Source organism: Subtercola endophyticus (assembly GCF_021044565.1).
Taxonomy (GTDB): Bacteria; Actinomycetota; Actinomycetes; order Actinomycetales; family Microbacteriaceae; genus Subtercola; species Subtercola endophyticus.
Window position 1 is genome coordinate 2,571,357 of sequence record NZ_CP087997.1, and the last position, 23,390, is coordinate 2,594,746.

Annotated in this window: 18 protein-coding genes; 11 read left to right on the top strand and 7 right to left on the bottom strand. The window is 65.4% G+C overall.

The features are described 5' to 3' along the window. Positions 1-104: 104 nt before the first annotated feature. From LQ955_RS11960 to LQ955_RS11970, 3 genes are read left to right on the top strand one after another with little or no spacing between them, the layout of a single operon-like run. On the top strand, positions 105-1,676 hold the full coding sequence (locus LQ955_RS11960; RefSeq protein ID WP_231028122.1) for an acyl-CoA carboxylase subunit beta: 1,572 nt from the start codon (positions 105-107) through the stop codon (positions 1,674-1,676). A 16-nt stretch (positions 1,677-1,692) separates the two neighbouring features. Further along, positions 1,693-2,250 (top strand): DUF4287 domain-containing protein, encoded by a 558-nt coding sequence (locus LQ955_RS11965; RefSeq protein ID WP_231024763.1) that lies wholly within the window; start codon positions 1,693-1,695, stop codon positions 2,248-2,250. A 46-nt stretch (positions 2,251-2,296) separates the two neighbouring features. Beyond that, positions 2,297-2,521, top strand: a complete 225-nt coding sequence (locus LQ955_RS11970; protein ID WP_231024764.1) for an acyl-CoA carboxylase subunit epsilon — start codon at positions 2,297-2,299, stop codon at positions 2,519-2,521. 295 nt (positions 2,522-2,816) lie between these two features. Here LQ955_RS11970 and LQ955_RS11975 read toward each other — a convergent pair whose 3' ends face one another. From LQ955_RS11975 to LQ955_RS11990, 4 genes are all read right to left on the bottom strand, one after another. Further along, positions 2,817-3,833, bottom strand: a complete 1,017-nt coding sequence (locus LQ955_RS11975) for a hypothetical protein (protein WP_231024765.1) — start codon at positions 3,831-3,833, stop codon at positions 2,817-2,819. Further along, entirely contained in the window at positions 3,830-5,137 is a 1,308-nt protein-coding gene (locus LQ955_RS11980) for a sensor histidine kinase (RefSeq protein WP_231024766.1), read from the bottom strand. Before LQ955_RS11980 ends, LQ955_RS11975 begins: the two co-directional genes overlap by 4 nt. 2 nt (positions 5,138-5,139) lie before the next feature. Beyond that, positions 5,140-5,829 (bottom strand): response regulator transcription factor, encoded by a 690-nt coding sequence (locus tag LQ955_RS11985; protein ID WP_231024767.1) that lies wholly within the window; start codon positions 5,827-5,829, stop codon positions 5,140-5,142. A 178-nt stretch (positions 5,830-6,007) separates the two neighbouring features. After that, a complete protein-coding gene (locus LQ955_RS11990; RefSeq protein WP_231024768.1) occupies positions 6,008-7,402 on the bottom strand; it encodes a class I SAM-dependent RNA methyltransferase in 1,395 nt (464 codons plus the stop codon). A 122-nt stretch (positions 7,403-7,524) separates the two neighbouring features. On the opposite strand from LQ955_RS11990, the gene LQ955_RS11995 reads away from it, so the two are divergent. The 3 genes from LQ955_RS11995 (at position 7,525) to LQ955_RS12005 (ending at position 13,935) form a co-directional block, all read left to right on the top strand. After that, positions 7,525-8,241: a Maf family protein gene (locus LQ955_RS11995; RefSeq protein ID WP_231024769.1), complete on the top strand. Its 717-nt coding sequence runs from the start codon at positions 7,525-7,527 to the stop codon at positions 8,239-8,241. Positions 8,242-8,334: 93 nt separating this feature from the next. Then, complete coding sequence (locus LQ955_RS12000; protein WP_231024770.1) at positions 8,335-10,128, top strand: ATP-binding protein; 1,794 nt, start codon at positions 8,335-8,337, stop codon at positions 10,126-10,128. Between the two features lie 63 nt (positions 10,129-10,191). Next, on the top strand, positions 10,192-13,935 hold the full coding sequence (locus LQ955_RS12005; RefSeq protein WP_231024771.1) for a DEAD/DEAH box helicase: 3,744 nt from the start codon (positions 10,192-10,194) through the stop codon (positions 13,933-13,935). Positions 13,936-13,945: 10 nt separating this feature from the next. Here LQ955_RS12005 and LQ955_RS12010 read toward each other — a convergent pair whose 3' ends face one another. After that, entirely contained in the window at positions 13,946-15,259 is a 1,314-nt protein-coding gene (locus LQ955_RS12010; protein ID WP_231024772.1) for a Vgb family protein, read from the bottom strand. A 185-nt stretch (positions 15,260-15,444) separates the two neighbouring features. Between LQ955_RS12010 and LQ955_RS12015 the strand changes: the two genes are divergently transcribed. Together LQ955_RS12015 and LQ955_RS12020 are read left to right on the top strand one after the other, a co-directional pair. Continuing rightward, positions 15,445-16,068 (top strand): transposase, encoded by a 624-nt coding sequence (locus LQ955_RS12015; RefSeq protein ID WP_231024773.1) that lies wholly within the window; start codon positions 15,445-15,447, stop codon positions 16,066-16,068. Between the two features lie 33 nt (positions 16,069-16,101). Further along, positions 16,102-16,467: a transposase gene (locus LQ955_RS12020; RefSeq protein ID WP_231024774.1), complete on the top strand. Its 366-nt coding sequence runs from the start codon at positions 16,102-16,104 to the stop codon at positions 16,465-16,467. A gap of 178 nt (positions 16,468-16,645) precedes the next feature. Here LQ955_RS12020 and LQ955_RS12025 read toward each other — a convergent pair whose 3' ends face one another. Then, positions 16,646-17,500 (bottom strand): hypothetical protein, encoded by an 855-nt coding sequence (locus LQ955_RS12025; RefSeq protein WP_231024775.1) that lies wholly within the window; start codon positions 17,498-17,500, stop codon positions 16,646-16,648. A 680-nt stretch (positions 17,501-18,180) separates the two neighbouring features. After that, the gene (locus tag LQ955_RS12030; protein WP_231024776.1) at positions 18,181-19,617 is read right to left on the bottom strand and encodes an NAD(P)H-quinone dehydrogenase; all 1,437 of its coding nucleotides are present in this window, start codon (positions 19,615-19,617) and stop codon (positions 18,181-18,183) included. A 96-nt stretch (positions 19,618-19,713) separates the two neighbouring features. Here LQ955_RS12030 and LQ955_RS12035 point away from each other — a divergent pair, with 96 nt between their 5' ends. From LQ955_RS12035 to LQ955_RS12045, 3 genes are all read left to right on the top strand, one after another. After that, a complete protein-coding gene (locus LQ955_RS12035; RefSeq protein ID WP_231024777.1) occupies positions 19,714-20,547 on the top strand; it encodes a purine-nucleoside phosphorylase in 834 nt (277 codons plus the stop codon). Positions 20,548-20,621: 74 nt separating this feature from the next. Next, positions 20,622-22,376 carry a phospho-sugar mutase gene (locus LQ955_RS12040; protein ID WP_231028123.1) on the top strand — a complete coding sequence of 585 codons (1,755 nt, stop codon included), beginning with the start codon at positions 20,622-20,624 and terminating at the stop codon, positions 22,374-22,376. Continuing rightward, positions 22,373-23,191, top strand: coding sequence for an IclR family transcriptional regulator domain-containing protein (locus tag LQ955_RS12045; RefSeq protein ID WP_231024778.1), 819 nt, complete (start codon positions 22,373-22,375; stop codon positions 23,189-23,191). The genes LQ955_RS12040 and LQ955_RS12045 overlap by 4 nt, the downstream gene beginning before the upstream one ends. The last annotated feature ends 199 nt before the right edge of the window (positions 23,192-23,390 follow it).

Sequence of the window (23,390 nt, forward strand, 5' to 3'; positions counted from 1 at the left end):
TCTGGCGACACCGGCATTATCTGTAGCAAATCATCAACGGAACGCACGCAGACCTGGCCGGTAGAGTGAACGGCGTGACTGATGAAACACCCTCGGGCCCCGACATGTACACCACCGCCGGCAAGCTGACCGACCTGAAGAACCGGTACCACGAGGCGGTCACGCAGAGTGGCGAAGCCGCCATCGCGAAGCAGCACGCCAAGGGCAAGAAGACCGCCCGCGAGCGTATCGAGCAGTTGCTCGACCACGGTTCGTTCGTCGAGCTCGACGAGTTCGTGCGGCACCGCACGTACGCGTTCGGCATGGAGAAGAACCGGCCCTACGGCGACGCGGTCGTCACCGGCACCGGCACCATCCACGGTCGGCAGGTCGCCGTCTACGCGCAAGACTTCACCATCTTCGGCGGCTCGCTCGGCGAGGTCGCCGGCGAGAAGATCATCAAGGTGATGGATCTGGCGCTGAAGACCGGCGTGCCCATCATCGGCATGCTCGACTCCGGGGGCGCCCGCATCCAAGAGGGCGTGGTCGCGCTCGGCAAGTACGGCGAGATCTTCCGCCGCAACACGCAGGCCTCCGGGGTCATCCCGCAGATCTCCATCGTGATGGGCCCCGCGGCCGGCGGCGCGGTGTACTCCCCCGCCCTCACCGACTTCGTGATCATGGTCGACAAGACCAGCCAGATGTTCGTCACCGGGCCCGACGTGATCAAGACCGTGACCGGCGAAGACGTCGGTATGGAAGAACTGGGCGGCGCGCTCACCCACAACACGATCTCGGGCGTCTCGCACTACCTGGCAAGCGACGAAGACGACGCGCTCGACTACGTGCGCACGTTGCTCGGCTACCTGCCCGACAACAATCTCGCCGACCTGCCGGTGTACGAGTCGACGGCCGAGCTCGAGATCACCGACGCCGACCACAAGCTCAACACGATCATCCCCGACAGCCCGAACCAGCCGTACGACATGCACACGATCATCGAGCACATCGTGGATCACGCCGACTTTCTCGAGGTTCAGCCGCTGTACGCCCCGAACATCCTCATCGGCTTCGCCCGAGTCGAAGGCCGCTCGGTGGGCATCATCGCGAACCAGCCGAATGCGATGGCCGGAACGCTGAACATCGAAGCCGGTGAGAAGGCGGCCCGGTTCGTTCGGTTCTGCGATGCGTTCTCGATTCCTATCGTGACTCTCGTCGACGTGCCCGGCTACCTGCCCGGAACCGACCAGGAGTGGACGGGCGTCATCCGCCGCGGGGCGAAACTGCTCTACGCCTACGCCGAGGCGACGGTTCCGCTCATCACCGTCATCGTGCGCAAGGCCTACGGCGGCGCCTACATCGTGATGGGCTCGAAGCAGCTGGGCGCCGACCTCAACCTCGCCTGGCCCACCGCCGAGATTGCGGTCATGGGCGGGCAGGGTGCGGTGAACATCCTCTACCGCGGCGAGATCAAACGCGCAGAGGCCGCCGGCGAAGACGTCGCGGCCGTGCGCACCAAGCTCGCGAACGAGTACACCTACAACGTGGCGTCGCCGTTTCTCGCGGCAGAGCGCGGTGAGCTCGACGGCGTGATCGAGCCTGCGGCGACTCGCGTGGCCATCGTGAAGGGACTGCGGGCGCTTCGCACCAAGCGCGCCTCGTTGCCGGCCAAGAAGCACGGCAACATTCCGCTATAGCTGGTAGAACAGCAGCATGACGTTTCAGGCGTACCTCGACACCGTTTACGACAAGACCGGCAAGCGGCCCGACGACTTCGTGGCGGAGGCGAGCGAGAAGGGCTGGCTCGATCCGCTCGTGAAGGCCAGCGAGGTGAAGGCGTGGCTTGCGGCAGAATACGGCCTCGGCCCGGGGCATGCCATGGCCATCTACTCGGTGCTCAAGACCGCGAATCAGCCACGGCCGAGCACCGACGAACGTCTCGCAAAGAACTTCGCCGGAGCGAAAGCGCGCTGGCAGCCTCTCTTCGATGCTCTCGTGGCACGGCTCGACTCCGACGGTGCCGAAACCGGGCTCGCGGCGACCGACTCGTACGTGAGTCTGCTCAAGGGCACCAAGAAGTTCGCCGTCGCTGCCTTCACGGCAGACCGCTTCGACCTCGGTCTGAAGCTGCCGGGCGAGACCGTTCGCGAGCCGTTCGAACCCGCCGGTTCCTGGAACTCCATGGTCACCCATCGACTGCGCATCACCGACGCCGAGCAGATCGACGACGAGGTCTACGGCGAAATGCGGCGAGCCTACGACCGCGCCTGAACATCGCGCCCTTCGGCGCGCCCCTCGATCACGGTAGGTTCGAAGCATGAGCGACGCCGAAGCCCCCGCCGACAACACCCCTGTCATCGTGAAGACCAAGAACGTCACGGCAACCGAGATCGCCGCGGTGACGGCCGTGGTGCGCGGAATGCTGATCGAGGAGAACGACTCGCTGCGCGTCGAGCAGACCCCGCCACCCTCACGTTGGCAGCGCAGTCAGCGCGCGATGCGCGGCGCGCTGAACTCGGCGACGAACAGCTGGGTTGACTGACCGACCCGGTTTGCCATCATGGTCTGTGGGGGACACTTCGTGTCCCCCAAAGTGCCGACTATCCAGCGCAGGTGAGAAGGGGCAGTATTACTAGTGCTAGGTGTCTCTCTTTGAGTTACATCGCCAAACATTCGCTGTCTAGGGTAAGTGAGCGAATGCTTGGGGGCGAGTCAGGGCGTTATTCGGGTTAGCGTCCTGACTCGAAAAAATAGCTGGGGGTTGGCGTTTCGCCGGCCCCCAGTTTTTTTGCCACCGCCACCACTGGGATCACCGGCACGACCGGCGTCACCAGCCTCTACTCGCGGCCGATCTCGGTGAACTGCGACACCTCGTCGTCGGCAGCGTCTGAGCCGAGCGCGGCAGCGCTTCCGTCGTCGCTGACCGTCAGCCCGACGACCGTCACGGCCGCAGTGCTGTCGTCGACGCCGGTTCGAACGATCAAGCGATCCGCGCGCGACCGGGCGATCTCGTCGGCGACCCGTGACTGAATGCGCTCGCGGTCGTCGTCGGGCAGATCATCCAGCCCGCCGTCGTCGAGCAGTGTGACGTCGATTCCGCGTCGCCTGGCCGCGAGCACCTCGGTTCGAACGTCTTCATTGAGCAGGTGCCGGCCGCGGATCTCATCGCGAATGGCCCCCTCGAGGTGCAGACATTCGCGGCGATCCTCTGCGCTGAGCCGGCCGCTGCTATCGATGATGTGGTGCAACATGGGCCCCGCGACACGGTTCATCTGGTCGAGCCGGTGACGCCCCTCGGTGAGCTGCGCTTCTTGGGTGGCGTGCCACGCCGCGGCCTCGCGCTCGGCCAGGCCGAAGAGCCGGGCATCCCGAGCCGCACGCGCCATCGCCCGAGCGAGGGCGTGCGCGACGCCCACCCAGACCGCGCTGCCGATCACCCCGGTCGTCGTGACCGCTGCGAGGCCGCCCCAGAGGTAGACGCTCACGGCGAGCGCCACGATGCCGAGCCAGGCGATGCCGGGCTGCTGACGCACCGCGGTGATCGTCAGCAGCGTGCCGACCGCGGCGACCGACCAGGTCGCGTAGCCGTTGAACACCGAACCGTCGAGCTGCGACAAGACCAGGATGGACATCACCAGGCAGACGGCGAAGTTGAGGGCGGCCATCCAGAGCGGCATGGCCAGCGGGCTGGTGGGCCAGAGGCTCATCACCGTGGCCGCCGCATACAGCGCCATCGCCACGATCACCGGCCAGATGGAATCGGGGTATTGCATGGAGTTGAGCGCCAGCACCAGATGGTAGAGAGAGAACAGGGCGGCCAGAACCGTGACGATGGCGCGAGGCGGTGAAATCACGAGGCGCCCTCCCGCCAGGTGACGATGACCGAGGTTCCGCCGCCGGCAAGCGAGTGGATGGCCGCGCCGCCGCCGACCGACTCGACACGTTCGCGAATCGACACCCGCAGGCCGAGCCGCTCGCGTGGCACCGCCTCGAGGTCGAATCCGACGCCCGTATCAGAGACCTGCACCGTGACCTCGCGGGCGGGCGTGGCGCCAGCTGTCGTGTGCACCGAAACGGTTCGCAGCACGGAATCGCTCTGCGCGTCGGCGCTCGCGTGCTGCAAGCTGTTGATCAACGCCTGCACCGTCGCCGAGAAGAGGGCGTCGGCAACGACCCCCGGCACGGGGCGAGCGTCGAGTGGCTCGACCGAGAAGCCAACCCGTGGGCTGAGCAGATGCACCGCCTCCTCGAGTCGCTGACCGAATTCGGCGAGGGTCACGTCGGCGTCGGGATCGAAGGCGTCTGGCGCGAACTGCAACGTCTCCAATGCGGCCTCGGCCGACCGCGCGGCGGCGACCTGTTCGGTATCGGTCTCGGCGCGGGCTGCGGTGATCAAGGTGCTGAGCACGGAGTCGTGCACGAGAGCATCCATTCTCGTTCGTTCGGCTTCGGCGGCCTGATTGCCGACCGCGCGCGCATACTGGTGCATGGCGGTGGATTGGGCGTCGTCGACTCGCCCGGCCGCGCGACGGAGGGTAACGACGAGCATGACCATGAACGCACCGATCAGCAGCACGTAGACCGCGTCGAGCAGCGCGCCTTTCAGGTCGCCGGCTCCGCCGGAGGGCTGGGTGTGGATGACCACGTAGACGCTCGTGACGACCACGATGTAGGCCCCCGCCCACCACACGGGCAGAGCGATTACGGCGTAGGCCATGGCCACCGCGATCAGCGACCACAGCCAGGGCTGGGTTCCCTTCGCGGCGGTGAGGTTGACCACGCACAACGGCCAGGCGATGAAAGCCGCCAGGTACAACCCGCAGAAGAGCAGCATCGTTGTGCGCACGAAGCGCTTCACGATCGAGGCGACCACGACAAGAAGCAGCGCCCCGAGAGCGACGATCGACTCCGTGTTCAGCCAGTCAGCGCCGACGTACCCCGTCGAACCGGTGACGACAGGGATGGCCTGCAGTGAGAGCAGCAGGCCGAACACGGCGGCCGCCCGGGTCAGCACCCGTTCGACGGTCGAGCGGCTGAGCGCGCCGCGCAGGCGGCTGAGCGTCGATTCGAGGTCGGCGGGGGCGACGGGCTCCGCCGTCGTCGACCGGCGCTGCGTCTCGGCACTCGAGGGGGCGAAGCTCGACGGGTTCTGCGACACCGCTATTTTCCAGCGCCGTGCGGGTCGTCGATCACGAGAATGCCGTCTTCGACGGCCCGGCGCAGCAGGTCGACCTTGGTCGGCGCGGGCCTGCCCACCTCCACGTACTTCGCGCGCACCCGGCCGAGATACTCGCGGGCCGTCGACGGGGCGATGCCGAGCTGATGCGCGACCGCCTTCAGCGGCAGACCGGAGGCGTACAGGTGCAGCACGTCTTGCTCGCGGCTGGCCAGCTGTGCGCGGGCGAACTCCTGGTCGGCGTCGATGGCGCTCGCCCATTCGAGATTATTCAGCACCTCACCGCGAGCAACCGTGGCGATCGCGGCCATCACGATGCTCGTCGCATTGGTCTTCGGAATGACGCCGGCGGCTCCGGCGGCGAGCGCCTCCCGAATGCTCGACGTGCGGTCGGCGATGCTGTGGATGAGCACTTCGGCACCGGTCGCCCGTGCCCGGGTGACGTTCTCAGTGACCGACGATCCGTCGCCGAGACTCAGATCCATGACCACCACGCCGACGGTCTCTTCGCCGAGAGCATCGAGCAGTTCATCCACGGTGCCGCCGACCGCAACGACGTCGTAACCCGCCTCGAGACAGGCGGCACGGATGCCCAGCAGAACCGACTCGTGATCGTCGACGATGGCGACCCGCACACCGAGGTCGGCCGCGGCCGAGCTGTCGTCTTCAGCCATCGTTGACTCCTCTCGCCGGCCAGAACCGGTTGGAACCTCACTGCCATCGTATTGGTTCGACGGACGCTCGATGCCCCCGCTCGGGTGTCAGCAGCGCCCTGGGCGGGCGTCAGGGGGTCTCTGGGCGGCGTGAGCGGAGCTCTGGGCGGGCGTCGGCGGGTCCCTGTCGGCGTGAGCCTCACTCCGCAGGCGTCAGCAGGCCGACCGCTTCGACGTGGTGCGTGTGCGGAAACAGGTCGAAGGCGCGCAACGACCGCAACTCATAACCGCCGGCGGTCAGTTGCCCGAGATCACGGGCGAACGCCACCGGATCGCACGCCACGTACAACAACTGTGCCGGGTGCAACTCGAGCAGGCTCTGGATCACCTGTTTCTGAGCGCCCGACCGCGGCGGGTCGATCACGAAGGATGCCCGCGCGAACGCCGCGCGCTCGTCGGACGTCGAACGGCGAAGCAGACCGCTGAGATAACGATCGACGCGTTCGGTGACAGCCGTCGCGTTTCGTAGGTCTCGCAGGTTATGGGCAGCGTTGGCTGTCGCCCCGGCGTCGCTCTCGACCGACTGGATGCGCGTGTCGACGCCGAACCGGTCTGCGACCGCCGCGGCAAGCAAGCCGACGCCCCCGTACAAGTCGAGGTTGGGTGCTCCTTCGTCGAATTCGCTCTCGAGCAGTTGCTGCTGAACAGCGGCGGTCAGCGTGGCAGCGGCGCCGTGGTGTACCTGCCAGAACCCGAGTTCGTCGAGACGGAATTCGCGCTCGCCGACACGCTCGACGATCGGTGGGCCCGCCGGCGGCCGGGTGGGGAGCGCCGACGCGAGCGCGGGGCGCGCTGAGGGGCGCTCTGCTGGGCGCCCTGATTGGCGGGCTGAGGGGCGTCCCCGCGAGGCCTTCGACTGCCGCGCCTGGCCGCTCTGCCGAGAAGCGGGGGGCTCCGCGCGGTGGGTCACGACCCGTGCGCCGCGACGGCCGTCAGAGATGACGTCGACACCGTCGACCCCGAAGAGGCGCTCGTCGAGCGGCGCCGCGTACTCCACTGCGGGGATCGCCAGCGGAAGATCGGGCACTGCGACTACTCGGTGCGACCGGGCCGCGTATGGCCCGACGATGCCCGACTCGTCGACATGCAGGTTCACGCGGGTGCGCCAGCCCAGCCCGTTTCGCTCGTCGTCACCTTCCACCGCCTCGACCGTCACCTCGAGTGCCGCATGGTCGTCGCCGAGGTGCGCGAAACGCCGCAGAGAATCGACGACGACGACGCGTTTCAGCTCGCGCTGCCAGCAAAGCTCGATGTGCCCGAATTCGGCACCGCCCGCCCGGGCGTCCGGTGCTCTCTGCAGGCTCGCGGCGTGCCACACGTGTTCACGGCGGTGCTCGGAGGGCGTCAGAACCTCGACGGTCTCTGCGCGCCAGAACGACGCGTGGTCGTCAGACGAGATGCGCGCCAGCACGGTCTCACCCGGAAGCGTGTCAGCCACGAACACCACGCGCCCGTCGAGGCGCGCCACACTGACACCGCCGTGCGCCACGTTCGTGATCTCGAGTTCGGCGGTCGTGCCCAGGAGTTCGCCCATCGTTCCAGCATCGCACACGCCGCTCTGCCTGCGGCGGTCGCGCAGCGGGCGGGCTGTGGGCGGCGGCAGGCGGCGGCGGGCGGCGGCGGCGGCGGGCGGATGATCTTCGTTAGGCTCCCGCTATGCGGCTCTATCTCGCCTCCACTTCTCCCGCCCGCCTCGCCCTGCTGCGCCAAGTCGGCATCGAACCCGTCGTCGTACCCTCGTTCGTCGACGAGGAAGCGGCTGTAGTCGCCGCAGAATCCGTCGACGGACCCCTCAGCGCCCCTGAGCTCGTTCAGCTTCTGGCCCGACTCAAGGCCGAAGCCGTACTCGACGCCCGGCCGGGAGGCGAGCCGATCGACGGCTTCATTCTGGGCGGCGACTCGGCGTTCGAATTCGACGGCGCGATCTACGGCAAGCCGCATCTGCCCGAGGTGGCACGAGACCGCTGGCGACGACAGCGCGGGCGCTCGGGCGTGCTGCACAGCGGACACTGGCTGATCGACCGGCGCCAGGATGCCGAGAAGACGGTGCCACCGAGCGAATCCGGAGCCGTCGCGGCGGCGAGCGCGGTCGGCTTGGGTGCAGCCGTCGCGGTCGACGCTCTCGGTGCAGTGGGGGCGGTCGACGCAGCCACCGTCGAGTTCGCCGCCGACATCAGCGATGCCGAGATCGACGCATATGTCGCCTCCGGCGAACCGCTCGAGGTCGCCGGAGCATTCACCATCGACGGACTCGCGGCACCGTTCATTCGGAGCATCGACGGCGCGCCGTCGGCTGTGATCGGAATGTCGCTGCCGGCCCTTCGCACCATGCTCGGCCGATTCGGCCTGACCTACACCGACTTCTGGCACTGAGACGGGCTTTGTAGGCTTGCGCATCGTTTCGGGCCTCATTTTTGTGCGCACATACCAAAGCTCAGCCCCGAGCGCCGAATAGGCTAAGTAACTATGCCCCGAATTACAAAAGTTCTGATTGCCAATCGTGGCGAGATCGCAGTACGAGTGATTCGGGCGGCCAGAGACTCCGGGCTCGCCTCTGTCGCCGTCTACGCCGACCAAGATCGCGAGGCCCTGCACGTTCAGCTGGCCGACGAAGCGTACGCCCTCGGCGGCACATCGAGCGCCGAGACCTACTTGGTCATCGACAAGATCCTCTCCATCGCGAAGCGCTCGGGCGCCGACGCGGTGCACCCCGGTTACGGCTTTCTCGCCGAGAACGCCGCGTTCGCTCAGGCCGTCATCGATGCCGGGCTGATCTGGATCGGCCCCTCCCCCGAGGCGATCGAGCTTCTCGGCGACAAAGTCTCTGCCCGGCACATCGCCGAGCGCGTGGGCGCACCGCTCGCTCCCGGCACCATAGATCCCGTCACGAGTGCCGACGAAGTCGTGACCTTCGCCGAGGAGTTCGGGCTGCCCGTCGCCATCAAAGCGGCTTTCGGCGGCGGCGGTCGCGGGCTCAAGGTTGCTCGCACGATCGAGGAGATTCCCGAACTCTTCGAGTCGGCGACCCGCGAAGCCGTCGCGGCGTTCGGCCGCGGCGAGTGCTTCGTCGAGAAATACCTCGACCAGCCGCGGCACGTCGAGACGCAGTGCCTCGCCGACTCTCATGGCAACGTGGTGGTCGTCTCGACCCGTGACTGCTCCTTGCAGCGCCGCCATCAGAAGCTGGTCGAAGAAGCGCCTGCACCGTTCTTGACCGACGCGCAGAACGCCGAACTGTACCGCGCCTCGAAGGCCATTCTGCGTGAGGTGTCGTACGTCGGGGCCGGAACCTGCGAGTTCTTGGTGGCGAAAGACGGCACCGTCTCGTTTCTCGAAGTGAACACGCGGCTGCAGGTCGAGCATCCGGTGTCTGAAGAGGTCACCGGCATCGACCTCGTGCGGGAGCAGTTCCGCCTCGCCGAGGGCGGCATTCTCAGTTACGACGACCCTGAGCCCCGCGGCCACTCGTTCGAGTTCCGCATCAACGGAGAAGACGCCGGCCGCGGATTTCTCCCTAGCCCCGGGCCCGTACATGTCTTCAAGGCTCCAGGCGGCCCCGGGGTACGCATCGATTCCGGCGTCACGGCCGGCGATGTCATCTCCGGCTCGTTCGACTCTCTGCTTGCAAAGCTCATCGTGACCGGCGCGACGCGTGAAGAAGCACTCGAGCGTTCGCGTCGCGCACTCGACGAGTTCGAGGTCGCCGGGTTGCCGACCGTGCTTCCGTTCCACCGCGAGATCGTTCGCGACCCGGCGTTCGCTCCTCCCGCCGGCCAGCCGTTCACGGTATACACGCGCTGGATAGAAACAGACTTCGTCAACGATATCGAGCCGTGGAGCGGGTCGCTCGAAGAATCCGCCGCACCGCAATCGCGCAGTACCGTGGTCGTCGAGGTCGACGGAAAGCGCATCGAGGTCGTGCTACCCGAACGACTCCTGACGGCCGGCGGAGCGGGTGCCAACGGCAGCCCCTCGTCGTCGCTCGGCGCTCCCCCGCGTCGACGCTCGACCGGCACCTCTGGTCGGTCTTCGACCGGTAACGCCGTCAAGGCGCCGATGCAGGCGACCATCGTCAAACTCGCTGTAGCCGAGGGCGATAAGGTCGTCAAGGGCGACCTCATTCTCGTGCTCGAAGCCATGAAGATGGAGCAGCCCATTCAGGCCCACAAAGACGGCGTCATCGGCGCCATCGACGCCACCGTCGGCACCACCGTCTCGTCGGGCCATCAGCTGCTCGAGATCGCAGACCACGCGGCCTGAGCCGCATCCTGTTGCCGATCCGCCCTCGGTTCGGGCGTCGGATGCCCGTGAGATCATAAGGGAATGTCGACACCAGCCTTTCCGCTCGTCGACGTCGGCGAGATCTCGCGGCTGGTCGGGCGCGCCGCGTTCGAACGGGGTCGCGTCTACGCCCGCGGGCGCGAGGTGCTCGAGCTGAACTGGAACGAGCAGACGCTCGTGCTCACCGGCCGCGTTCAAGGCAGCGCGTTCGAGCCGTACGAGAGCGAAGTCATTCTGCGACGCCTCGGAACGCGCTTCATCGTCGAAGGCGCGGCACTCTGCAGTTGCCCGATGCGTTCTGATTGCAAGCACGTCGCCGCCGTGCTCTTGGCCAGCAATACCCGTCACCTCGTCGAAGCGACACCCTCGATCGGCGTCGAACCGGCCCGGCAGGTTCACGGCAGCCAACGGTTCGACTCGCGCTTTCAGCCGGCCGACCCGGCCCGTACTCCTGTGCGCAGCACGCAACCGGGAGACGAATTCGCCGAGTCTTCCCTCGACCGGTGGAACACCGACGACTCGTTCGACGACACGACGCGCGAGGAGTCGGGCTGGTTTCCGCCAGAGCCACGACTGCGGCCCGAAGCCGCCGCCGAAGCGCTCGACTGGCGGTCGACGCTCGCCGCGCTCGGGCCGTCGAACAGCGCCAATGCGAGCGGGGTCGGCCGGGCATCCGGAGCTCGCCGAACGACGGGCCGCACTCCAGGAGAAACGACGGCACTCGGTCTGCAGTTCGAGATTCGGGAGTTCGTGCCCCGAACGCGTGAGCATTGGCGTGGGCCCCTGTCGCAGACGGCCAAACCGGCCGCGAGCGCAGAGGGCGGCGGCGACACCGGCGCGGTGGCGAGCGGTCATCCTCGCCGACTGGCTGTGCGCCCCGTCATGAAGAACCACGTCGGCAGCTTCGTCAAGGCGAGCCTCAGCTGGGCCACGCTGAGCCACCAGACCAATCGCCTGAACCTCGACCCCGCTCAAGCGAAGTGGTTCGCGCAGTTCGCGGCCCTGCAACGAGCCACCCGTGAGTTGTACACCGGCCAGGAGGCCGACTGGCTCTATCTCGACGACTTCACGAGCCCGCTGTTGTGGAACCTGTTCGACGAAGCAAACGAGTTGGGTATCGCTCTGCTGGGGTCGAAGAAGAGCCTGCGAGTGCGGCGGGGGCGGCACGCACGGGTACGCCTCGAAACGCACGGTGGCCACGACAGTGCGCTGCGGCTCGTGCCCGTGACGTCGCTCGACGGAGTCGACTACGAGCGCGGAGCAACCGGGTTGATCGGCTCGCACGGGGTGTATGTCTACGAACTGGGCACAAACCCGTTCATCACGTTCACGCGACTCGAAACTCCCCTCGACGAGCGGGTCGAGCCGCTTTTCGATCGCTCCAGCGGCATCGATGTTCCGGCAGACGAGGTACCGGAGTTCTTCGACCGCTACTTTCCGCGGCTGCAGCGAGCCATCGACATCGTGTCGGCCGACAGCGCCATACCGCTGCCGCGCATCTCTGCGCCGGTTCTTGTGCTCACGGCGCGTTTTCGCCCGAAGAACGTGCTTCAGCTCGACTGGGAGTGGGAGTACGGCGGAGACAAGCGCACCCGCCTTCCTCTGTCGACCGATTCTGTGACAAACATCGGTGTGAGCGACATTGGTGTGACCGACATCGATCTGAGCGACATCGACCGGCACGACGAAGTCGAGAGCCAGACTCTCGCGCTGGTCATTCCCCTCATACAGCGGCTGATCGACGACCACAGCGATGCGGGAATCGACGGCGCGATCAACGAGTCGGTCACCGAACCGGCCCGATTGGTCGAGCATCTGGTGCTGCAAGGCTTCGAAGCCGCCGTTTTCACCGACAAGGTGCTGAGCGAGCTGCAGCATGTCGCCGGCGTGCGGGTCGACATCGTCGGTAAGCGGCCGGCGTATCGCGAGCTCAGCGGCGTGCCCGAACTCACTGTGACCACGGTCGAAAGCGAGAAGCGCGACTGGTTCGACCTCGGCATCGTCGTGAACATGAACGGCTACCGCATACCTTTCGCTCCGCTGTTCAAGGCCCTCGCTCGCAAGCAGAAGAAACTGCTGATGGTCGACAAGACCTACCTCGCGCTCGACCATCCGGTTTTCGAGCGTCTGCGTGAGCTGCTCGAAGAGGCCTCGGGCCTCGACGAGTGGGAGACCGGTGTTCGCATCACCAGGTACCAGGCCGATCTGTGGAGCGAGTTCGAAGACCTGGCAGAAGAGTCCGAGCAGGCCGTGACGTGGCGAGACGCCGTCTCTGTCTTGAGCGGATCGACAGCCCCCGACACCCTGCCGGTGCCAGCGCAACTGCAGGCGACGCTGCGGCCGTATCAGCATGACGGATTCGAATGGCTCGCCTTTCTCTTTCATCATCGGCTCGGCGGAGTGCTCGCCGACGACATGGGGCTCGGTAAGACGCTGCAGACCCTCGCGCTGATCGCCCATACCCGAGCCGCCCCGACGCAGCCCGATCTGGCCCATCACGGCTCGGCGCAGCCACCGGCAGACCGCGTCGAGGGCGCGAGACCGGCGGCCCCGTTTCTCGTGGTGGCGCCGACCTCGGTGGTTTCGAACTGGGTCAATGAGGCCGCCCGGTTCACCCCCGATCTTGTTGTGCGGTCGGTGACCGCCACCCAGGCGAAGAGCGCATCTACTCTCGCCGAGCTGGCAGAGGGCGCCGATGTGCTCGTGACGAGTTACGCACTGTTCCGGCTCGACGCGCCGGCCTACCGCGCTCTGAGCTGGTCTGCGCTGGTGCTCGACGAGGCTCAGTTCGTGAAGAACCATACGTCGAAGTTGCACCGCTGCGCGAAAGACCTCGATGCGCCGGTGAAGTTCGCGATCACGGGCACCCCCATCGAGAACAATCTGATGGAGCTGTGGGCGCTGTTCGACATCGTTGCACCGGGCCTGTTTCCGTCGTCTCGAAAGTTCACCGAAGACTATGTCAGGCCTCTCGGTCACGGCTTCGACTCTGAGATTCTCACCAAGCTGCGCCGCCGAATCCGCCCCTTTCTGCTGCGCAGAACCAAAGAACTCGTGGCACCAGAGCTTCCGGCGAAGCAAGAACAGGTGCTCAGCATCGGCCTCGCGCCATCGCACCGCAGCCTCTACGACACCTATTTTCAGCGTGAGCGGCAGAAGCTGCTCGGCCTGATCGACGACCTCGATAGGAATCGGCTCATCGTGTTCCGTTCGCTGACGCTCCTGCGCCTGTTGAGCCTCGACGCCTCGCTGATCGACGAGAAGTACGCTGCGGTGCCCTCGGCAAAACTGGATGCCCTGCTCGAGCACCTCGACGACGTCGCCGCCGAAGGGCACCGTGCCCTTGTATTCAGCCAATTCACTTCCTTTCTGAAACGTGCTGCCGAGCGGCTCGATGCCCAGGGCATCGAGTACGAATACCTCGATGGCTCCACCAGGCGACGCTCCGAGGTCATCGACCGGTTCAAGACCGGCCGCGCGCCCGTGTTCTTGATCAGCCTGAAAGCCGGTGGGTTCGGGCTGAACCTCACCGAGGCCGACTATGTGTTTCTGCTCGACCCTTGGTGGAACCCGGCGTCGGAGACTCAGGCCATCGACCGCACGCATCGCATCGGCCAGAAGCAGAGCGTCAACGTCTACCGCCTCGTCTCGGCCGACACCATCGAAGAGAAGGTGATGGCTTTGAAGGAGCAGAAGGCTCAGCTGTTCGACGCGGTTCTCGACGACGATGCGACGTTCAGCTCGGCGCTCACGGCCGATGACATCCGCGGGCTGTTCGACACCTGATTCGCTTGAGCTACAAGCCGCACGCCTCCGTGGAGAACCAGCACCCGGTGCTGCCGGGACGCGGGGCCACCACCATCACAACGTGTTGGGCGCTCGATTGACCTGCCGCGTTGGTGACGACGAGATCGAATTCGTAGGTGCCCGACGAGGCCGGAATACCCGACAACTCGCCGCTCGCCGTCATCGTGATGCCCGGTGGCCTCCCACCAGTGGCGTGGAACACCTCGGGATCGACGCCAGACGCACTGAACGTCATGTCGAAGGGCTGCCCGACCGCTGCTACGAGCTCAGGCGGGAAGGAATCTATGCGAGGTGACATGTCGACGCGGGCGATCGAACTCGTGTCACTGTTGGCGATGTACACCGCTCCGCTGTCGGATGCAGTGATGGATTCGCCGAAAGGCGTACCGCTCAGGCTGGCGACTTCTCCGACGACCATTCCGTCGGCCGAGAGCATCGACACCGCATTCGTGCCGAGATCGCTCGTGTAGATGTTGCCGAGCGCATCACTCGTGATCGCAGCCGGATGCTCGCTCGGATGAGCCCGATTCTCGACGACGTTGGCGCCGGGCGGCAGCGCGAGATCGACTTTCGAGACGGTTTCGCGGGAGGGGCTGAGAACGTAAAGAAATCCGTGATGATCGAACGCCAAGTCGATCGGATAGAAACCGGCCGGCAGCTCGGCCCACGACGCGACGACGGTGCCTCGACCGGCCAGATCGAACGTGATTCGCGAGACGGTGCCGTCGCCGTCATTGGCCGTATAGAGCTGACCGTCGTCGGCGAAGTGCAGCGCAACCGGCTCGGCCCCGTGCGCCAGGGGGTATGTGTCGATGAGGGCCCCCGTCGGCGAGAGGCGGCTCACGCTGTCGTCGGTTGCGGTTGCCACGAAGATGTCTCCGATAGAGCTCACCGTGACGGCGACGGGGTGCCGACCATCAAGCGCCGTGCCGAGGTTCGCCGCGAACGCGGCGTCGACGAGCCCGGTTGCCGAGTCGAGCTTGTACACCGTGCTGAGAGTGGTGCTCGTGACGTAAAGGGCACCCCGGGCATCCTGAGCCAGGCCCTGCGGAAGCGAACCGGGAGGCAGCGTGCCGTCGAAGAGACCGTCGATTGTTCCGTCAGGCAGAATCTTCGAGACCGAATCCGTACCGCTGTCGGCCGTGAAAATGCTACCGTCTGGGGCACTGAGAATAGCGCTGGGTCGAGCTGCCGCGGGCAATGCGCCGAACCAATCGTTCACCACAGGGGCTGCCGTAGCGCCGAGCGCCCCGGCCCCGAGAACAAGCAGAACAGCGACGAGGCCCGCAACCACGAGCTTCACGCTTCTGCGCCCGGGCGCCTTCGTACATAGTCGTTTCACGGTCATCCTTTCACCGGCTGCGGTGAACCCGGATGGCTCGACCGCACGATGTGAGGATATATCAGCTCACGGCTAGGCTTGCGCCCCTTCGACGACCTGTGGATAACTGGTGACGTGCGAGCTGACAAACCCAGTTATCCACAGGCATGACCAACAAGCAAGAGTTCAGCATCCCGAAGCCGGCCGCGTCTCTCCACACCGAGGCCGACGCATACCTCCTGCTTGAGAATCTGCGCTGGGGAGGCGAGCCGGAATCGTGCCCGAAGTGCGGCGCTCACGGTCGCTGTTACTACCTGAACCCGGCGAACGATTCGAGCCGCAAAACCCGTACAGGTTCCGTTTCGGAGCGCCGCGTGTGGAAATGCAGACATTGCAAGAAACAGTTCTCGGTTCTTACGGACACGATTTTTCATGGCAGGAAAATCACCATCCGGACATGGCTGCTTGTCCTCTTCGAAATGTGCTCATCCAAGAACTCGGTTGCCGCACGCGAGATCGCCCGAAAGTATGAGATCACGAACGAGAGCGCGCGGCACATGGTGCACCGCATCCGTGAGGCGATGAAGCGGGAGCCAGTCGCGTCGCTGTTCGAGGGCAGCGTTGTGGCCGACAAAACGTTTATCGGCGGCAACCCGGCGAACCGTCACCGCAACGATCCGCGCGAACTGCCACGCAAGTCCGGCACCACGGACAAGCCGCCGGTATTTGCTCTGGTGCACTTCGAAACCCGTGAAGTTCGCTCAATGGTCGTCAACGACGTCACCGGCTAAACCCTGGTCAACAAGATCAAAGAGAACGCGGAGTTGGCGGAGACATACCTGCAGACCGACAGCGCTAAGGCGTACCTGACGACCGCGCCGCACGTCGCCAGTCACGTGTTCGTCAACCACGCCGCCGGTATCTGGAAGCTCAAGGGTGGCGCTTCCACCAACTTGCTGGAACGGTTCTTCTCGCAACTCAAGCGTTCGCTCGACGGTACACACCCCAGCGTCTCCACGGAGCACCTTAAGCGTTATCTGGCACAGTTCGACTGGCTCTACTCGAGCAGCAAGAGCACTGATTCTGAGCGGATGAAGATGCTCCTCGGCCAAGTGCAAGGTCGGCGGCTGACGTACAAGCCAATGGTAGCCGGAGCCGGAGGGCTGTTAATTCTTATAAATCTGACGTAATATGTGGACCGGACGGGGATTGGACCCGCTAGGGGAGCCTCCAACAGCAACCTGGCAACCATGCCCCGGCCCTAACAAAGACCGATCCGACAAGGTGACAGCCTTAGCCGAACCGGTCTCGTGTATTGCCCCCGCCGTTCTCCTGTCAGAGTGCTGGCGGCGGGGGCTTACGCCCTCCTCATAATCCACCCGACTCTGTAGTGGATTCGGCGGCGGCACCGGATCGGTAACCCCGCAGCTTTTTAATGATGTCGAGCACAAAAGATTCGTCTTCGTCGCTTACGGCGAAAAGATCGACGTCGTAGGTGACGGTGACTGTGCCGCCGGAATTCAGAATCACGGTCTGGGAGTGTCCAGCCGCACCGGAGTTACCGGTCCCGTTCGACTGCTGCTGGTCAGCCGTACCTGCACCCGGCGGCGGTGGCGGCTTGCGTCGCCCCGAATTCTTTTTTGGTTTGGAGCTACCGGGTGAACCCGAACCCGAGCGCGTCGAGGGGAAATGCACACTGAGTTCCAGACCTGAGCCACGAGCAGCGTGGAGGAAAAAGGTAATCGCCTTGCGCCGGGTGTCAGCCGAGGCAATCGACGGGTAATCAGAATTGAAGACTTCCGTAAGAGCGGCAGATGTTCCACTCTGGTCAGATACGCGCATCGGACCGCTGTAACACTCCCGAATCATCTCCCCAAACAGGGTGCGGCGCTGCTCCGCGTCGGTCGCCGTGAGGTTGGTTAGCGCGGTCTGCACATTACCTTCGCTGTCAGTAAACCCGAACGACGTCAGTGCCATGGTGAGGTTGGCTTGGTCTGTGCCCGACTTGCTGCTCATGAGCGAGCGGTCGATGCGCGGCGGCAACGGCTTAGCCGCCAGCTCCTCGATGAAGTTCCAGAACGTCTGAAACGACATGTAAGGAGGCCGAAAGCCGGACGCTTCGGTATCCATCTGTATCTCCCTTATGGCAGACCATCCGCCGCGTTCAATAAGACTGCCATAAGAGATCTTCGTTAAGCAATCTTCCAGAAGATATTTCTTCACAAAGGCTTTGGCAGACGCCAGGCTGGACGTATGGCAATTAACCGAGGAGATCAAGTAGAAGTAACAACGGCCACTGGCCAACGCATCATAGTGCGGGCACTTGGGTCACCCGAGCCAGGCCATTCCTTCGAGGTTCTGTGGGTCGCGACCGAGGACGAATGGGAACGCGCAGAAGGCGCAGACGAACGCGCGGACGGCATTCCGTGGCCTACAGACGCTGTTCGTGAACTGGCATCGCTATGAGCGAAAAGGCTGATGTACCAAACGCAGAGGTCGACCCCGAGGCATTTCTAGCTGCTCTGCTACAAATCAGCCCCGAGGACGCTAAAGCAGTCCGCGACGACGCGACCGAGAAGGCCGGTAAGGATGCGAGCGGTAAGCGTGACGCTCAGCAGTGAATGACCATATATCCGGGATGGCAGAGTATTACAAGCTGATCCCCGGTCTCGATCACGTGGAATCCACGCTGCATGGCTTCATCGATCAGATCTTCCATCGACCCATATTGGTGCACTGATTGAATCGACCTCCGCACAACTCCACCGGTTCTCGCTTGGTATGAATTGAAGATGTCTGTGGTCCACGTCACGGTCTGAGCGTAGCGAAAAAGCGAGTTTCCGCCAACGGATTTGGGTTTGTCAACCCGCACTTCACCGGATAACTCGGCGTACGGCCGAATGTCAGAGAACGATGTGCATGGCCCGCGCCGCGTCGGTGATCGACCCAGTGAGCGAGGGATACACCGAGAAGGCACGAGAGAGCTGATCGACGGTGAGGCGATGCTCGACGGCCAGCGCGATAGAGAAGATGAGCTCAGACGCTTTCGGCGCCACGACGACCCCACCGATGACGGTGCCAGACCCCGTGCGGGCGAACAGTTTGACGAAGCCGTCTTTGACGCCCATCATCTTTGCGCGCGGATTCTCTGAGAGCGGCAGCTTGTAGATATCGCCCTGTGCGATGCCCTCTTCGATCTGGCGTTGGGTCCAGCCGACGGTTGCGATCTCGGGCTGAGTGAAGATGTTCGACGCCACGTTGCGAATCTCGGTGGGGTTCACCGCGTCTCCCATCGCGTGGAAGACGGCGGTACGGCCCTGCATCGACGCGACGGAGGCGAGTGGAAGAAAGGTGGTGCAGTCGCCCGCGGCATAAATGCTCGGTACGCTCGTTCGAGCGACCCGGTTGACGCGAATGTGACCGGATTCGGTGAGCTGAACGCCGGCCTCTTCGAGCCCGATGCCTGCGGTGTTCGGGATGGCGCCGACGGCCATGAGACAGTGCGTTCCCTCGACGATGCGCCCGTCGGAGAGCGTTGCGATCACGCCGTTCTCGGTGCGCACGACCGAATCCGCGCGCGATTTCGACAGAACCGTCATGCCGTTGCGCCGAAAGACGTTCTCGATGACCGCAGCGGCGTCAGCATCTTCTCCCGGAAGAACCTGATCTCGGCTCGAGATGAGGGTGACCTTCGAGCCGAGGGCGGTATATGCGGAGGCGAACTCGGCACCGGTGACACCGGAGCCGACGACGATGAGATGCTCAGGGATCGCCTCGAGTGAGTACAGCTGGGTCCACGTGAAGATACGCTCACCGTCTGGCATGGCGCTCGTGAGAAGCCGCGGGCTGGCCCCGACCGAGACGACGATAGTGTCGCCTTCGATTCGGTCGAAATCGACACCGTTCGGGCCCTGGCCTGTTGAGACGATGACGGCGTCACGACCATCCAGTCGCCCCTCGCCCTGCACGATTCGAACGCCCGAACGGATGAGCGTGGATTTCATGTCTTCGGACTGCTGACGTGCAAGACCGAGCAGCCTCTTATTGACGGCGGCGATGTTGACCGCCACGTCGGGCCGAACCGGGCGGCCGGATTCGGTGCGACTGAAGAACTGCACCCCGAGATCGGCGGCCTCGCCGATGGCGTTCGCCGCCTCGGCCGTGGCGATGAGCGTCTTCGACGGAACGACGTCGGTCAGTACGGCCGCCCCACCGACCCCGACACGCTCGACGAGAGTGACATCGGCGCCGAGTTGAGCCCCCGCGATGGCCGCTTCGTACCCCCCGGGGCCGCCACCCAGAATGGTGATTCTCTGCTTACGCTCGAATTCATAGGCCATGCCGACCATTCTTCCCCAGGCCGCACTGTGCGGCCAAACTGCACAGGTTCGCAATTTCGCCGATTCCGACCGGGCATCGGTAACTAAAGTGGTGGGATGTCATCAGAAGTCAGCAACCCACTCGATCAACCAGACCTCTCTCCGTTCGAAATCGCGCGTGAAGCCGCGGGGCAGATCGCCGAGAAGACGGGCATCGACAAGCACGACATCGCCCTCACTCTCGGCAGCGGCTGGGCGAAGGCGGCCGATCTCATCGGCGAGACCATCGCCACCATTCCGGCCACCGAGATCGTCGGATTCAGTGCTCCCGCGGTCGTCGGTCACGTGGGTTCGCTGCGCTCGGTTCGGCTTCCGAACGGCAAGCACGCCCTGGTGATCGGTGCACGCACGCACTACTACGAGAACCACGGGGTACGGCGCGTCGTGCACAGCGTGCGCACTGCCGCGGCGGCCGGCGCGTCTGTGATGATCCTGACCAACGGTGCGGGCGGAATCCGCGAGACGTGGACGCCGGGCCAGCCCGTGCTGATCAGCGACCACATCAACCTCACCGCGAACTCACCCCTCGAAGGTGCGACGTTCATCGACCTCACCGATCTGTACTCACGGCGTCTGCGTGACCTCGCCCGAGAAGTGGATGCCTCACTCGACGAAGGCGTCTACGTACAGTTTCGCGGGCCGCACTACGAGACCCCGGCCGAGGTACAGATGGCGAAGACCATCGGCGGGCACATCGTCGGCATGTCGACGGCTCTCGAGGCGATCGCCGCACGCGAAGCGGGAATGGAGGTGCTCGGCATGTCGCTGATCACCAACCTCGCCGCCGGAATCTCGCCGACACCGCTGTCGCACGCCGAGGTCATCGAGGCCGGCAGATCGGCCGAGCCGGTGATCAGCGCGCTGCTCGCCCGCATCGTGGCGGCCCTGTGACAACCGGCGACGCGACATTCGGCGACGCGACAACCGGCGACGCCGCAACCGGTGACGCGACAGCCGACGACGCGATGATCGCCGACCCGAGCGGCCTCATCGGCACTGCGCGGGCGTGGATCGCGCAAGACCCCGACCCCGAGACACGCGGCGAACTCGAAGCGTTGATCGCGGCGGGCGATCTCTACGAACTTCGCAGCCGCTTCGACGGGCGTCTGAAATTCGGAACCGCCGGGTTGCGCGGCGAGATCGCGGCCGGCCCCACCCGCATGAACAGGGTCGTCGTCGCCCAGGCCGCCGCCGGGTTGGCCGCCTACCTGACGGCGCACGCTGCGCCCGGCACGACTCCCTCTGTCGTCATCGGATTCGACGGGCGCAAGAACTCTGCGGTGTTCGCACGGGACTCGGCCGAGCTCATGGCGGGAGCCGGGGTGCGCGCCATACTGCTGCCCCGACTGCTACCGACACCACTTGTCGCGTTCGCGGTTCGGCACCTCGATGTGAGCGCCGGCATCATGGTGACGGCCTCGCATAATCCGCCGAACGACAACGGCTACAAGGTCTACCTCGGCGGCATCGACGAGGGGGCGCAGATCGTCTCACCGGCCGACGCCGAGATCGAGGCCGAGATCGTTCGGGTTGCCGGGCACTCCCCCGTCGATACCTTGCCCCGATCATCCGGTTACGAGGTCGCCGACGAGTCTGTCATCGAGGCGTATATCAGCCAGACGGCGGCGGTCGGGCGCCTTCCACCCACCGAGATCGGTGCGCAGCCGCGAGTGGTCTACACGGCCATGCACGGCGTCGGCTGGAACACTTTCAGTCGCGTGCTGGGCGCCGCCGGGTTCATCGAGCCCGACCTGGTGTCTGCTCAGATCGAACCGGATGCCCGATTCCCCACTGTCTCGTTTCCGAACCCCGAAGAGCCGGGCGCCCTCGACCTCGCTTTCACGACGGCACGCGAGGTCGGCGCGCACGTGATCATCGCGAACGATCCCGACGCCGATCGGCTGGCCATCGCCATTCCTGACGGCTCGACCGCCGAAGGCTACCGACGACTGACGGGCAACCAGGTCGGCATGCTGCTGGGGTGGCGGGCAGCCGAAGCGGTGGCGCAGGGTGCCGCGTCGCTGGGCCTGATGGCACGTGGTGAGGTGGGCACCAACGGTGGCGCAGCGGCGGCTCAGCCGTCTGTGGCCCGGCCCACACTCGCCTGCTCCGTAGTGTCGTCGCCCGCACTCGCGGCGGTGGCGGCCGACTACGGGCTCGGCTTTCGCGAAACCCTGACCGGGTTCAAGTGGGTTTCGCGCGTGCCGGGCCTGGTGTTCGGCTACGAAGAAGCTCTCGGGTACCTCGTTAACCCGACCATGTTGCGCGACAAAGACGGCATCTCGGCGGCCGTCGCGTTCTTGTCGCTCGCCAGCGATCTCGCTGTCGACGGGTTCACCATCGCCGACCAGCTCGACCGATTCAGCGAGCGGTTCGGGCACTTCGATTCGGTGCAGATCTCGCTGCGGGTCTCCGATCTTGCACGCATCGACGAGGTGATGGCGGCGCTGCGCAACAATCCTCCCCAGCAGATCGGCGGCACCCCCGTCGCCTCGATCGACGACCTGAAAGGCGGGTCTGCCGACCTGCCGCCAAGCGATATTCTGCGCATCCGAACGGAAGACGGATCACGCATCATGGTTCGGCCGAGCGGAACCGAACCCAAGCTCAAGGTCTACATCGATGTCTCGAGCGCCCGTGGCTCGTTGGCGAAACGCAAGAAGTCGGTGGCCACCCGGCTTGCCGCGCTCGAGGCCGGCATGCGAGAGCTCATCTCGTGAGCGCTGAGGCACGCGATGCGCCCGAAATCGGTGAGCTGCCGGGCCCCAGCAGCGGGTTCGTGCAGTCTCTCGCGCGGGGGTTGTCGGTCATCCGGGTTTTCGGTCCCGATGCACCGCTGATGACGCTGAGTGAGATAGCGCGAGCCACCGGCCTGACTCGGGCGACGACACGGCGGTTTCTGATGACGCTCATCGAGCTGGGTTACGTGCGCACCGACGGCAAGACGTTCGCCCTCACCGCGCAGGTTCTCGAGCTCGGCTTCAGCTACCTCTCGGGCCTCACGCTTGCCCAGATCGCGCAGCCGCAGCTCGAAGACCTCTCGCTACGGGTGGGCGAGTCGACCTCGGCCGCCATTCTCGACGGGTCAGACATCGTGTACATCGTGCGTGTGCCCACCCATCGCATCATGACGGTCGGCATCAACCTCGGCACCCGCCTACCGGCCTACGCCACCTCGATGGGGCGCGTCTTACTCGCCGGGCTCGAAGCGGATGCCCTGTCTGACTATCTGCATGACGTGAAGTTGCAGGCGCTCACCAAACGCACCGTCGGTTCCGAGGCGGCCCTGATCGCAGAACTCGACAGGGTGCGCGAGCAGGGCTGGGCGCTCGCGGACCAAGAGCTCGAACCCGGGCTGCGGTCGATTGCTGCGCCGATCCGCTCCGCCTCGGGCGCGGTCGTCGCGGCGATCAACGTCTCGACGGCCGCGTCGTCGGGGACGAGCGAGTCGCTGCGCCGCGCCTGCCTTCCCGCGCTGCTCGAAACCGCGGCGCACATCGAGGCAGATGCGGCTATCGCGGCCCGCTCGCACTGACGGCATCCGTGCTGACGCAGCGGGGCGGCCGGGCGGCGGGGTGTAGCCGCGTGGCCGGGGCGGCGGGGTAGCCGCGTGGCCAGGGCGGCGGGGTAGCCGCGTGGCCAGGGCGGCGGGGTTGCGGGGCGGCCGGGGCGGTGGCTGCCAGAACGTAGGAGATTTCGCTAGGGCACGGCCTATACGGCTGCACCAGTCCGAA